Source organism: Streptococcus sp. 2154 (assembly GCF_013277255.1).
In the GTDB taxonomy this organism is placed as follows: Bacteria; Bacillota; Bacilli; order Lactobacillales; family Streptococcaceae; genus Streptococcus; species Streptococcus pseudopneumoniae.
Genome location: NZ_VMMK01000035.1, coordinates 1 through 13,407, shown reverse-complemented (window position 1 = coordinate 13,407; position 13,407 = coordinate 1). Strand labels below are relative to the sequence as shown.

At 38.5% G+C, this 13,407-nt stretch carries 16 protein-coding genes; 15 read left to right on the top strand and 1 reads right to left on the bottom strand.

Going from position 1 to position 13,407, the window contains the following annotated elements; all coding sequences use genetic code 11:
* Positions 1–51: 51 nt before the first annotated feature.
* On the bottom strand, positions 52–369 hold the full coding sequence (locus tag HT693_RS06940) for a DUF960 domain-containing protein (protein WP_000886037.1): 318 nt from the start codon (positions 367–369) through the stop codon (positions 52–54).
* 354 nt (positions 370–723) lie between these two features.
* Between HT693_RS06940 and rplM the strand changes: the two genes are divergently transcribed.
* The 15 genes from rplM to HT693_RS11755 form a co-directional block, all read left to right on the top strand.
* A complete protein-coding gene (gene rplM, locus HT693_RS06935) occupies positions 724–1,170 on the top strand; it encodes a 50S ribosomal protein L13 (RefSeq protein WP_001044624.1) in 447 nt (148 codons plus the stop codon).
* Between the two features lie 19 nt (positions 1,171–1,189).
* A complete protein-coding gene (gene rpsI, locus HT693_RS06930; RefSeq protein WP_000075973.1) occupies positions 1,190–1,582 on the top strand; it encodes a 30S ribosomal protein S9 in 393 nt (130 codons plus the stop codon).
* A 292-nt stretch (positions 1,583–1,874) separates the two neighbouring features.
* A complete protein-coding gene (locus HT693_RS06925) occupies positions 1,875–2,495 on the top strand; it encodes a hypothetical protein (protein ID WP_000855698.1) in 621 nt (206 codons plus the stop codon).
* Positions 2,496–2,684: 189 nt separating this feature from the next.
* A complete protein-coding gene (gene tsaE, locus HT693_RS06920; RefSeq protein ID WP_000288246.1) occupies positions 2,685–3,128 on the top strand; it encodes a tRNA (adenosine(37)-N6)-threonylcarbamoyltransferase complex ATPase subunit type 1 TsaE in 444 nt (147 codons plus the stop codon).
* Positions 3,118–3,636 carry a GNAT family N-acetyltransferase gene (locus tag HT693_RS06915; protein WP_000455532.1) on the top strand — a complete coding sequence of 173 codons (519 nt, stop codon included), beginning with the start codon at positions 3,118–3,120 and terminating at the stop codon, positions 3,634–3,636. Before tsaE ends, HT693_RS06915 begins: the two co-directional genes overlap by 11 nt.
* A gap of 7 nt (positions 3,637–3,643) precedes the next feature.
* The gene (locus HT693_RS06910) at positions 3,644–4,660 is read left to right on the top strand and encodes an LCP family protein (protein ID WP_000239274.1); all 1,017 of its coding nucleotides are present in this window, start codon (positions 3,644–3,646) and stop codon (positions 4,658–4,660) included.
* A gap of 83 nt (positions 4,661–4,743) precedes the next feature.
* Positions 4,744–6,000 (top strand): competence/damage-inducible protein A, encoded by a 1,257-nt coding sequence (locus HT693_RS06905; RefSeq protein WP_000642684.1) that lies wholly within the window; start codon positions 4,744–4,746, stop codon positions 5,998–6,000.
* Between the two features lie 54 nt (positions 6,001–6,054).
* Complete coding sequence (gene recA / locus HT693_RS06900; protein WP_001085465.1) at positions 6,055–7,221, top strand: recombinase RecA; 1,167 nt, start codon at positions 6,055–6,057, stop codon at positions 7,219–7,221.
* A 114-nt stretch (positions 7,222–7,335) separates the two neighbouring features.
* Positions 7,336–8,706, top strand: coding sequence for an MATE family efflux transporter (locus HT693_RS06895; RefSeq protein WP_001036247.1), 1,371 nt, complete (start codon positions 7,336–7,338; stop codon positions 8,704–8,706).
* A gap of 374 nt (positions 8,707–9,080) precedes the next feature.
* Positions 9,081–10,031 (top strand): N-acetylmuramoyl-L-alanine amidase family protein, encoded by a 951-nt coding sequence (locus tag HT693_RS06890; protein WP_000401884.1) that lies wholly within the window; start codon positions 9,081–9,083, stop codon positions 10,029–10,031.
* 370 nt (positions 10,032–10,401) lie between these two features.
* Positions 10,402–10,746: a helix-turn-helix transcriptional regulator gene (locus tag HT693_RS12270; protein ID WP_001056000.1), complete on the top strand. Its 345-nt coding sequence runs from the start codon at positions 10,402–10,404 to the stop codon at positions 10,744–10,746.
* 12 nt (positions 10,747–10,758) lie between these two features.
* The gene (locus HT693_RS06880) at positions 10,759–11,505 is read left to right on the top strand and encodes an ImmA/IrrE family metallo-endopeptidase (protein WP_309598780.1); all 747 of its coding nucleotides are present in this window, start codon (positions 10,759–10,761) and stop codon (positions 11,503–11,505) included.
* Positions 11,498–11,923 (top strand): hypothetical protein, encoded by a 426-nt coding sequence (locus HT693_RS06875; protein WP_172925064.1) that lies wholly within the window; start codon positions 11,498–11,500, stop codon positions 11,921–11,923. Before HT693_RS06880 ends, HT693_RS06875 begins: the two co-directional genes overlap by 8 nt.
* A gap of 710 nt (positions 11,924–12,633) precedes the next feature.
* Positions 12,634–13,188: a PBECR4 domain-containing protein gene (locus tag HT693_RS06870; protein WP_311141307.1), complete on the top strand. Its 555-nt coding sequence runs from the start codon at positions 12,634–12,636 to the stop codon at positions 13,186–13,188.
* A 36-nt stretch (positions 13,189–13,224) separates the two neighbouring features.
* Positions 13,225–13,407, top strand: a 183-nt coding sequence (locus HT693_RS11755) for a hypothetical protein (RefSeq protein WP_205402419.1), incomplete at its 3' end; no start/stop codon positions are given.

Below are 13,407 nucleotides of genomic sequence, written 5' to 3'. Positions count from 1 at the left end.
TGAGCAACCTGCGGCTAGCTTCCTAGTTTGCTCTTTGATTTTCATTGAGTATTAAAATAGGTCATTTTCTTCTGGGAGGAGGATAGTTTCTCTACCGTCCATGTCTAAAACCAGTACTCTTGGCGGATAAAGAGGGTCAAAGGGATGGTTAAAATCAAAATCAATGGCTGTAGGGAGGTGTTGACTTGAGAAGTGGAAGGTAATTTTTCCTTGGTTATTGAGCAATTGAAACTCGAGTTCTTCTTCCAATTCAAAGACATTTTTTAAGAAGTGGTCAATAATATACCAAAAAGAGTCAATGACATCATCAGGCAAGCTGGTAACAATGCCAAAACTAGCCGATCGCATTTGGGTATTGGTAAAAGCCATATTTTTGCCCCCTTTCTTTTCCCTTATCATACAACAAATAGGATTAAAAATCAAGAAAAGGTAATTTTTTGAAAAGGATTTTAGCTACAGGGAAAAATAAGGAAAAAATCCCAAAAATCTCCCGAAGTTAATAGGTAAATTCCCAAATTAACTTGATTATATAACTTTCAGTTACTTTGAGAAGTTACCGAAAAATATTTTTCATATCTATTGACTTTTAGGGGTGAAATTTGGTATGATAGTAAGCGGTATTGTTTACCCCATTTGAAAGGCCCCGGAACCTTCCAAATACTTTTCGATGGGAAGGAACACCCATCACCGTAAACAAAAATCGAACTATATATAGGAGAAATCATGAACAAAACAACATTTATGGCTAAACCAGGCCAAGTTGAACGTAAATGGTACGTAGTTGACGCAACTGATGTACCACTTGGACGTCTTTCTGCAGTAGTTGCTAGCGTACTTCGCGGAAAAAACAAACCAACATTTACACCACACACTGATACAGGTGACTTTGTGATTGTTATCAATGCTGAAAAAGTTAAATTAACTGGTAAAAAAGCAACTGATAAAATCTACTACACTCACTCAAACCACCCAGGTGGATTGAAACAAATCTCTGCAGGTGAACTTCGTTCTAAAAATGCAGTACGTTTGATCGAGAAATCAGTTAAAGGTATGCTTCCACACAATACACTTGGACGCGCTCAAGGTATGAAGTTGAAAGTATTTGTTGGAGCTGAGCACACTCATGCTGCACAACAACCAGAAGTTCTTGACATTTCAGGACTTATCTAAGGAAAGGAACAAATAAAGTATGTCACAAGCACAATATGCAGGTACTGGACGTCGTAAAAACGCTGTTGCACGCGTTCGCCTTGTTCCAGGAACTGGTAAAATCACTGTTAACAAAAAAGATGTTGAAGAGTACATCCCACACGCTGACCTTCGTCTTGTCATCAACCAACCATTCGCAGTTACTTCAACTGTAGGTTCATACGACGTTTTCGTTAATGTTGTAGGTGGTGGATACGCTGGTCAATCAGGAGCTATCCGTCACGGTATCGCTCGTGCCCTTCTTCAAGTAGACCCAGACTTCCGCGATTCATTGAAACGTGCAGGACTTCTTACACGTGACTCACGTAAAGTTGAACGTAAGAAACCAGGTCTTAAGAAAGCTCGTAAAGCATCACAATTTAGTAAACGTTAATTCGAAAGAATTACTATACTTATACAGAGCACCTTTCGGGGTGTTCTTTTTTTATACTTTCTTACTAAATTGGTGCAATTGACACAGTTGTTGCGACTTTATACTCTTCGAAAATCTTTTCAAACCACGTCAGCTCTATCTGCAACCNNNNTAGCTTCCTAGTTTGCTCTTTGATTTTCATTGAGTAGTAGTCTCTCATGTTTGTTTAGCGTCTAAAAGAGACATTTGAGAAGATTGAAAACAGTTCTCTCTTTTCTCCTAGTATAATGATTGGTAGGAAGGGAGAGAAAAGATGAAAACAATGAGAATCTTATTTTTGTTAGCTTTAATTCAAATCAGTTTGAGTAGCTGTTTTCTATGGAAGGAATGCATCTTGTCCTTTAAACAAAGTACAGCTTTTTTCATCGGAAGTATGGTCTTCGTTTCAGGAATCTGTGCTGGAGTAAATTATCTTTATACCCGTAAGCAAGAAGTCCATAGTGTCCTAGCCAGTAAGAAGTCAGTGAAGCTTTTTTACAGTATGTTACTCTTAATTAATTTATTAGGAGCTGTCCTTGTCTTGTCAGATAACTTGTTCATTAAAAATACGCTGCAGCAAGAATTAGTTGACTTTTTATTGCCATCCTTTTTCTTTCTATTTGGGCTAGATTTGCTGATTTTTTTACCCTTGAAAAAATACATGCGCGATTTTCTTGCTATGCTAGACAGAAAAAAGACAGTGTTGGTGACTATTTTAGCAACACTTCTCTTTTTAAGAAATCCAATGACCATTGTCTCTCTTCTGATGTATATTGGACTGGGTTTGTTTTTTGCAGCCTATCTTGTCCCAAATTCGGTCAAGAAGGAAGTTTCCTTTTATGGTCATATTTTCCGAGATCTTGTATTGGTCATTGCTACGCTCATTTTCTTTTAGAGAAAGCTTGTTTTTATGGATGTTATGATGGTAATACTCTTCGAAAATCTCTTCAAACTACGTCAGCGTCGCCTTGCCGTACTCAAGTACAGCCTGCGGCTAGCTTCCTAGTTTGCTCTTTGATTTTCATTGAGTATAAGTTTAGCAGGAAAATAGACACAAAAGAAAAGTTTTTGGTATAATAAGAGTATGTACACAAAAAATGAAGAAGAGCTACAATCCTTAGGGGAGCGTTTGGGTCATCTATTAGCAAAGAATGATGTTTTAATCTTAACTGGAGAACTGGGTGCAGGTAAAACGACCTTTACTAAAGGACTTGCTAAAGGTTTACAGATTTCTCAAATGATTAAAAGTCCAACCTATACTATCGTAAGAGAGTATGAGGGGCGTCTTCCGCTTTTCCATTTAGATGTTTATCGTATTGAAGGAGATGCGGATTCTATCGACTTGGATGAGTTTCTCTTTGGTGGCGGAGTGACTGTCATCGAGTGGGGAAATCTCTTAGGAGATGCCTTGCCAGATACTTATTTAGAATTGGAAATTCTAAAAGAAGCAGATGGACGTCGTTTAAATTTTCAGGCAAAGGGTTTGCGTGCGGAAAAACTCTTAGAGGAGCTTCAACATGGAGTATGAATTGCTCATTAGGGAAGCAGAGCCTAAAGATGCAGCTGAATTAGTGGCCTTTTTAAATCGTGTAAGTTTGGAGACAGATTTTACCAGCTTAGACGGAGATGGTATTCTCTTGACCAGTGAGGAGATTGAAGTATTCCTCAACAAGCAAGCTAGTTCGGACAATCAGATAACCTTACTTGCATTCTTAAATGATAAAATTGCTGGTATTGTAAATATTACAGCTGACCAGCGCAAGAGAGTCCATCATATTGGAGATCTCTTCATTGTGATTGGAAAAAGATATTGGAATAATGGATTGGGAAGTTTGTTGCTAGAAGAAGCGATAGAGTGGGCACAAGCAAGTGGCATTCTGCGTCGTCTCCAGCTGACTGTCCAAACTCGTAATCAAGCAGCAGTTCATCTGTATCAAAAGCATGGCTTTGTAATTGAAGGTCGCCAAGAGCGTGGAGCATATATAGAAGAAGGGAAATTTATCGATGTTTACTTGATGGGTAAACTGATAGATTAGTAGAAATATGGTTAAAAAAATTATTGGAATGGTGCTAGCTTTACTTTCTGTAACTGTAGTAGGAGCAGGTATTTTTGCTTATACTATTTATCAACAAGGGACAGAAACCTTAGCTAAAACCTATAAAAAAATCGGCGAAGAAACCAAGGTTATTGAAGCGACTGAACCTCTAACCATTCTGTTAATGGGAGTGGACACCGGAAATGCTGAACGAACTGAAACTTGGGTCGGTAGAAGTGATAGCATGATCTTGATGACAGTGAATCCTAAAACGAAAAAAACAACAATGATGAGTTTAGAGCGGGATATTCTGACCCGCATTGAATCAGGGAATGGTCAGGCTCATGAAGCGAAACTGAATTCAGCATATGCAGATGGTGGAGCAGAGCTTGCTATAGAAACCATTCAAAAAATGATGAATATCCATATTGATCGCTATGTGATGGTCAATATGAAAGGGTTACAAAAACTAGTGGATGCAGTAGGTGGTATTACAGTCAATAATACCCTAGGTTTCCCAATTTCTATCAGTGACCAAGAAGAATTTAATACCATTTCTATCGGTGTTGGGGAGCAACATATTGGGGGAGAAGAAGCCCTAGTCTATGCACGAATGCGTTACCAAGATCCTGAGGGGGATTATGGTCGTCAAAAACGTCAACGTGAAGTTATTCAAAAAGTCATGGAAAAAGCTCTCAGTTTAAATAGTGTTGGTCATTATCAAGAGATTCTAAAAGCTTTGAGTGACAATATGCAGACCAATATTGATTTGTCTGCAAAAAGTATCCCTAACTTGCTAGGCTATAAAGATTCATTTAAAACCATTGAAACTCAGCAGTTGCAGGGTGAAGGAGAGATGCTTCAAGGTGTTTCTTACCAGATTGTTTCGAGAGCCCATATGTTGGAAATGCAAAATCTACTCCGACGTTCTTTGGGACAAGAAGAAGTCACTCAGCTTGAAACCAATGCGGTCTTATTTGAAGATTTATTTGGCAGAGCACCTGTTGGTGATGAAGATAATTAACTTTTGATACAAATAAAAAATCAATCGTGGGAAATTTCCTGCGATTTTTTCAAAAAAATACGAATAGATAGGTAGGAGGAAACATGAAAGCAGAAATCATTGCTGTTGGAACAGAGATTTTGACAGGACAGATTGTCAACACTAATGCTCAGTTTTTATCAGAAAAACTAGCAGAGATTGGGGTAGATGTATATTTTCAGACGGCTGTAGGAGACAACGAAGCCCGTCTCTTGTCTTTGCTTGAGATTGCCAGTCAACGTAGCAGTCTGGTGATTTTGACAGGTGGTTTAGGGCCGACTGAGGACGATTTGACCAAACAAACTCTGGCTAAATTTTTAGGGAAAGAATTAGTCTTCGATCCTCAGGCTCAGGAGAAGTTAGATGTCTTTTTCGCCCAGCGACCAGATTATGCCCGAACACCGAATAACGAAAGACAAGCCCAAATTGTAGAAGGAGCGACTCCACTGCCAAACGAAACGGGGCTGGCTGTGGGAGGAATACTAGAAGTAGATGGAGTGACCTACGTTGTCCTTCCTGGTCCGCCAAGTGAATTGAAGCCTATGGTCTTAAACCAACTTCTACCCAAGTTGATGACGGGGAGTAAGCTGTATTCCCGGGTTCTTCGTTTCTTTGGGATTGGCGAGAGCCAGTTGGTGACGATTTTGGCTGATTTAATTGATAATCAGACCGATCCGACCTTGGCACCTTATGCCAAGACAGGAGAGGTAACCTTGCGTCTGTCAACAAAGGCTAGCAGTCAAGAAGAGGCGAATCAAGTGCTGGATATTTTGGAACATCAAATCTTGGATCGCCAGACCTTTGAAGGACTTTCTTTACGAGACCTTTGTTATGGTTATGGGGAAGAGTCCAGTTTAGCCAGCATTGTGGTAGAAGAACTGAAAAAACAAGGGAAAACCATCACGGCTGCAGAGAGTTTGACGGCAGGTCTTTTCCAAGCTAGGGTAGCGGATTTTTCAGGAGCTTCAAGTATATTTAAGGGTGGTTTTGTGACCTATAGCTTGGAGGAAAAATCAAAAATGTTGGATATTCCTGTCAAGGATTTGGAAGAACAGAGTGTGGTATCTGAATTTACAGCACAGAAGATGGCTGAGCAGGCACGAAACAAGACTCAATCTGATTTTGGAATTAGTTTGACTGGAGTGGCAGGGCCAGATAGCCTAGAAGGGCATCCAGCTGGGACAGTCTTCATAGGCTTGGCTCGAGAGCAAGGAACTGAGGTTATCAAGGTCAATATTGGAGGCAGAAGTCGAGCAGATGTACGTCACATTGCTGTTATGCATGCCTTTAACCTAGTTCGCAAGGCTTTATTAAGTGACTAACTTTTGATATAATAGTAGATAGGTCTGAGGATCATTAGAATGTAGGAGAATAGAATGGCGAAAAAACCAAAAAAATTAGAAGAAATTTCAAAAAAATTTGGGGCAGAACGTGAAAAGGCCTTGAATGATGCTCTTAAATTGATTGAGAAAGACTTTGGTAAAGGATCAATCATGCGTTTGGGTGAACGTGCGGAGCAAAAGGTGCAAGTGATGAGCTCAGGTTCTTTAGCTCTTGACATTGCCCTTGGTTCAGGTGGTTATCCTAAGGGACGTATCATCGAAATCTATGGACCAGAGTCATCTGGTAAGACGACGGTTGCCCTTCATGCAGTTGCACAAGCGCAAAAAGAAGGTGGGATTGCAGCCTTTATCGATGCGGAGCATGCCCTTGACCCAGCTTATGCTGCGGCCCTTGGTGTTAACATTGACGAATTGCTCTTGTCACAACCAGACTCAGGAGAGCAAGGTCTTGAAATTGCAGGAAAATTGATTGACTCAGGTGCTGTAGATCTTGTCGTGGTCGACTCAGTTGCGGCCCTTGTACCTCGTGCGGAGATTGATGGAGATATCGGTGATAGCCACGTTGGTTTGCAGGCCCGTATGATGAGTCAGGCCATGCGTAAACTTGGTGCTTCTATCAATAAAACCAAAACAATTGCTATCTTTATCAACCAATTGCGTGAAAAAGTTGGGGTCATGTTTGGAAATCCAGAAACAACACCTGGCGGACGTGCTTTGAAATTCTATGCTTCAGTCCGCTTAGATGTTCGTGGTAACACACAAATTAAGGGAACTGGTGACCAAAAAGAAACCAATGTCGGTAAAGAAACTAAGATTAAGGTTGTAAAAAATAAGGTAGCTCCACCGTTTAAGGAAACCGTAGTTGAAATTATGTACGGAGAAGGAATTTCTAAGACTGGTGAACTCTTGAAGATTGCAAGCGACTTGGATATTATCAAAAAAGCAGGAGCTTGGTATTCTTACAAGGATGAAAAAATCGGTCAGGGTTCTGAGAATTCTAAGAAATATTTGGCAGAGCACCCAGAAATCTTTGATGAAATTGATAAGCAAGTCCGTTCTAAATTTGGCTTGATTGATGGAGAAGAAGCTTCAGAACAAGATACTGAAAACAAAAAAGATGAAGCAGTTCAAGCAGATTCTGTGAATGAAGAAGTGACACTTGACCTAGGCGATGAACTTGAAATCGAAATTGAAGAATAAGCTGTTAAAGTAGTGGAGAAATCCGCTACTTTTTCGATTTTTGATTCAAGATTTCAGATTGACTATAGTTTGCTGTTTCTTGTGGCTCCACTAGAAAGCTGATGTAATAGCCTTATGAATAAAAAACGAACAGTGGACCTGATACATGGTCCGATTCTTCCTTCTCTCTTGAGTTTTGCCTTCCCAATCTTGCTGTCTAATATCTTTCAGCAACTCTATAACACTGCTGATGTCTTGATTGTTGGACGTTTTCTTGGACAAGACTCCTTGGCAGCGGTAGGGGCGACGACAGCGATTTTTGACCTGATTGTAGGTTTTACTCTTGGTGTTGGAAATGGCATGGGGATTGTCATTGCCCGTTATTATGGAGCTCGGAATTTCACTAAAATCAAGGAAGCAGTAGCATCCACCTGGATTTTAGGGGCTCTTTTGAGTGTTGTAGTGATGCTGCTGGGCTTTCTTGGTTTGTATCCTCTTTTACAGTACCTAGATACCCCTGCTGAAATCCTTCCCCAGTCCTATCAATATATTTCTATGATTGTGACTTGTGTCGGTGTCAGCTTTGCCTATAATCTTTTTGCAGGTTTGTTGCAGTCCATTGGGGACAGTCTAGCTGCCCTTGGATTTTTGATTTTTTCTGCTCTGGTTAATGTGGTTCTGGATCTCTATTTTATTACGCAACTGCATCTGGGAGTTCAATCCGCGGGACTTGCTACCATTATTTCGCAAGGTTTATCAGCGGTTCTTTGCTTTTATTATATCTGTAAGAGTGTGCCAGAACTTTTGCCTCAGCGCAAGCATTTCAAATGGGATAAGTCCTTGTACGCAGATCTCTTGGAGCAAGGTTTGGCTATGGGCTTGATGAGTTCAATTGTGTCCATCGGCAGTGTGATTTTACAGTCTTCTGTCAATACCTTTGGCGCAGTGATTATAAGTGCACAAACGGCGGCTCGACGCATTATGGCCTTCGCCCTTCTTCCGATGACTGCTATTTCTGCTTCGATGACGACCTTTGCTTCTCAGAATTTAGGTGCTAAGCGCCCAGACCGTATTGTTCAAGGCCTTCGAATCGGCAGTCGTTTAAGTATATCCTGGGCAGTTTTTGTTTGTGTTTTCCTCTTTTTTGCCAGTCCAGCCTTGGTTTCCTTCTTGGCTAGTTCGACAGATGGTTACTTGATAGAAAATGGAAGTCTCTATCTGCAAATTAGTTCAGCCTTTTATCCCATTTTGAGCCTCTTGTTGATTTATCGCAATTGTTTGCAGGGTTTGGGGCAAAAAATCCTTCCTCTGGTTTCTAGTTTTATCGAACTAATCGGGAAAATCGCTTTTGTGGTCTTGATTATCCCTTGGGCGGGCTATAAGGGAGTTATTCTTTGTGAACCCCTCATCTGGGTTACCATGACCATCCAACTGTACTTCTCACTGTTCCGTCACCCCTTGATAAAAGAAGGTAAGGCCATCTTGGCAACCAAAGTGCTCTCCTAGCTGTATTTGCTAATAAAATCCATTTCCTCTAGTGAAAATCGAAAAAACTTGTGCTGTTATCTTTAGTTTGGTCTTGAAAATAGTTTAACAGACTTTTGACTTCTTTTATATGATATAATAAAGTATAGTATTTATGAAAAGGACATATAGAGACTGTAAAAATATACTTTTGAAAAGCTTTTTAGTCTGGGGTGTTATTGTAGATAGGATGCAGACCTTATCAGTCCTATTTACAGTGTCAAAATAGTGCGTTTTGAAGTTCTATCTACAAGCCCAATCGTGACTAGGATTGTATTCTTTATGAGGTAGAAATAAAGGAGTTTCTAGCTCTGGATTGTAAAAAATAAGTTGTTTTAATTGATAAGGAGTAAAATATGGAAATTGATGTGAGTAAATTAAGAACAGATTTGCCTCAAGTCGGCGTGCAACCATATAGGCAAGTCCATGCCCATTCCACAGGCAACCGTAATTCAACGGTTCAAAATGAGGCTGACTACCATTACAGAAAAGATCCTGAATTGGGCTTCTTTTCTCACGTAGTCGGTAATGGTCGTGTTATGCAGGTAGGACCTGTTGATAATGGTGCCTGGGACGTTGGGGGCGGTTGGAATGCAGAAGGTTATGCACAAGTTGAACTGATTGAAAGCCATGAATCGAAAGAAGAGTTTCTGATTGACTATCGTCTCTATATCGAACTCTTGCGTAATCTAGCAGACGAGGCTGGGATACCTAAAACGCTTGATACTGCTGATTTAGCAGGTATCAAGACACACGAATATTGCACCAATAACCAACCTGACAACAACTCAGATCATGTTGACCCTTATCCTTATCTTGCAAGCTGGGGCATTAGTCGTGAGCAATTCAAGCAGGATATTGAAAACGGCTTGACGATTGAAGCAGGATGGCGACAGAACGATACTGGCACCTGGTATGTACACTCAGATGGTTCTTATCCAAAAGATAAGTTTGAGAAAGTTAATGGTACCTGGTATTACTTTGACGGTTCAGGATATATGCTTGCAGACCGCTGGAAGAAGCACACAGACGGCAACTGGTACTGGTTTGACCAGTCAGGCGAAATGGCGACAGGCTGGAAGAAAATCGCTGAGAAGTGGTACTATTTCGATGGAGAAGGTGCTATGAAAACAGGCTGGATCAAATACAAGGAGACTTGGTACTATCTTGATAGTCAAAATGGGGACATGGTTTCTAATGCCTTTGTCAAATCAAATGATGGCTGGTATTACCTTAAAGAAGATGGCACGATAGCAGAAAAACCAGAATTTACAGTCGAGCCTGAAGGCTTGATAACAGTAAAATAATAATGGAATGTCTTTCAAATCAGAACAGCGCATATTATTAGGTCTTGAAAAAGCTTAATAGTATGCGTTTTCTTGTGGAGATATTTCCTTCAATTTTTGCTACTATATTAAATAAAAATCAAAAAGCAAACTAGAAAGTTATGCTAAAATAAAATCTAAATTTGACAATGTAAATCGAGTCGGATAGCTTTAAGTACTGTTTTGAGGTTGAAGATACGATTTTTGATAGGAACTCATCAAATAGGTTTACTATCATCAATTTTGGATTTTTAAGCAGTATCAATAAATTGCTTCCTTGTTTTGTCATAATTTTTTTATTTAAAAAATTTACTTTATGACAAGAGTGTGCTATTCTTTTTATGAGAGGTGTATGAATATGATAAATGTATGTGATGTTGGAAAAAGAATAAAAGAACTTAGAATATCTTCAAATCTTACTCAAGATAAGATTGCTGAATATTTGTCTTTGAATCAAAGTATGATTGCCAAAATGGAAAAAGGTGAAAGGAATATCACGTCGGATGTTATTGAGAAACTATCTGCTCTATTTTGCTGTACGGTTGAATATCTTTTGTTTGGCGAACAAGCTGAACAACAGTGTGTAATATCGTTTAGAAAAAATAAAATAGTAGACCAAGATCTTAAAGTTTTAGCGAAAATCAATAAAATTGTATTGAATCAATTTGAGATAGATCAGCTATTGGAGACAAAATAAATGATTGATAAAATGGATTTAAGTAATAAAGCTTCAAATCTTAGAAAAAAGTTGGGAGCTGATGGTGAAGCGCCGATAGATATTTTTAAATTGGTACAAAAGATAGAAAATTTGACGCTGGTATTTTATGGACTCGGAAAGAATATTAGCGGAGTCTGTTATAAAGGAACTCAGTCCAGTCTCATTGTAATCAATTCAGACATGTCATTAGGAAGACAAAGATTTTCTTTAGCACATGAACTGTATCATCTTTATTATGATGAGGTGAAGAAGAGTTCAGTCAGTTTTATTTTGATTGGTGAAGGAGATGAAACTGAAAGAAAAGCGGATCAGTTTGCTTCTTATTTTTTAATTTCCCCATCTTCACTGTATAGGATGGTTGAGGAAATCAGAGAAAATGCCAATAGAACTCATCTTGAAGTAGAAGATATTATAAAATTAGGTCAGTTTTATGGTATCAGTCATAAAGCTATGTTATATAGATTGCGGAATGATGGATACCTTGACGCAGAAGAAATTAAAAATATGGATATTAGTGTTATAGAGACAGCTTCAAGATTAGGCTATGATACAAGTTTATATCGTCCTTTGTCAGAAAGTAAAAAGGAAATGGTATTAGGACACTATATTAAATCGACTGAACAACTTTTAGAAAATAACAGAATTTCTCAAGGGAAGTATGAGGAACTGCTACTAGATGCTTTCAGATATGATATTGTATATGGGCTAGATGAAGAGGGGGAGTTGTCGTTTGACTAGTCGTGTATTTATTGATACAGATTGTATTTCAGCATTTTTATGGGTTGGCACTGAATATCTTTTAGAAAAGCTCTATTCGGGTAAAATTGTTATTCCACAAGAGGTGTATGATGAAATCAATATACCTACAATTCCCCACTTAAAATCTAGGATAGACCAGTTAGTAGCTAAGGGTTCGGCTGAGATTGTGAGCATAGACATTGGAACTGAAGAATACGAATTATATAGAAATTTAACAAGAAATCATGATAGTAACAAGGTTATTGGTAAGGGAGAAGCGGCTTCTATTTCCTTAGCGAAAAAGCATAACGGGATATTAGGAAGTAATAACCTAAGAGATGTTCAACCATATGTAGAAGAATTTTCTTTAGAACATATGACGACAGGAGATATACTGATTGAAGCGTTTAAAGCGTAATTTATTACTGAACAAGAGGGCAATCATATCTGGAATAATATGCTTAAAAAGAGAAGAAAAATTGGTGCAAATTCATTTTCAGACTATCTTCGTGGAAGTGTTCATCAAAATAGACAAAAATAAATTTGGATAAATCGAACTTACTATTCAGGAGGAATATGAGCAATTCGAAGAAGAAAAGTGTCAAATTGAGCCTATAAGAGTAGAAATGACCTACATAGGGGATGAGAGAAAAGTTGTCCTTGAAGTTTCCTTGAACGATTAGTCGCATGTCAAACGATATGTAGGGTAATGTGAGAAGGGATAGCGAGTAGTTTTTGGTTATTTTATCAAAAAACTTGTATTTTATCATACTGAATGATAAAATACAAGAAAAATAGTAGAATAAAGGAAAGCTTTTCTAAAATGTGTATCTCCCCACAGGATTCGTTCTTGTGGGATTTTTTTCGTTAAAGAAAGCGATAAATATTGACTTTTTGAAAGAAAGATGTCATAATTAAGTTGGAAAAAACGTAAAAGTATCACTTTTCTCGTTATCCCGACTCCCAAAACGTCGTTAAACCGCTCGGCAATCCATGGAGACATGGACACATAGTAGTAAGCACGCTATGTGGCTTGGCAGAGCTAAAAACTGTTCCCTTGCGATAAGCCTAATAAGCACAACATAGGGAGTTAGAGAAGCCGACTCTAATCATCCACTTTGGGCAGTAGTGAGAACTGCCCCGTGCTTTTTTTATTTTGAGAAAATATGGAGTTTGTCGTTGAAATTACTTGATTGTATTTTAGATTATCAAGAGAAATTCGATGGAAAAACATGTCAAGTATCAACGAATTATAAGCATTTAGAGACTTTCGAAGTAGATTTTTGCTTGACTGATTTACATCACTTATTTGGCTTGCACAAAATCACACGAGATTATGCTAGTCAAACAATACCTGCTATTCAAGCTGGTGTTTTTATTTTGGAAGATTTTAGAAATCATCCTATGTACAATGATGTAATCGAAAGGATATCTTTGTATAGTTTTATCGGTGATATCTTCTATTCTAAGATAACAAGTTGTTGTATCCTAGCCAAAGATTTATCTAAAAACACTATGAAGTTGGACGTCATATTTTTTGAAGATAGAAACAAAAGATCCGCAATTTTAGGTTTACGAAGAGATAAAAGTGGAATGTTTAAACCGGTTACTCTACATTTTACAAGCGCTAAGAAATATGCTAAAGTTCGTAAAACAGATGTGAAAGAAATTCAATGGTTATAAAAAACTTTTCGCAGGCTTCGGCTTGCGTTTTTTTGTTTGATAAAATTAAAAAAATGTGCAAAAATAAGTAGAATTGAAAACAGGAAAAAACACCTCCTTTCGATTCGCCAAGCCTCTTCGCAAGGCAATGAGGGGGCGGAGAGACGCGCTCGTCAACAGAAGTATCTCATTGGAAATGTTGCTCACTTTTTTAGTGAGCTTTTTATTATGGCTTCAAGC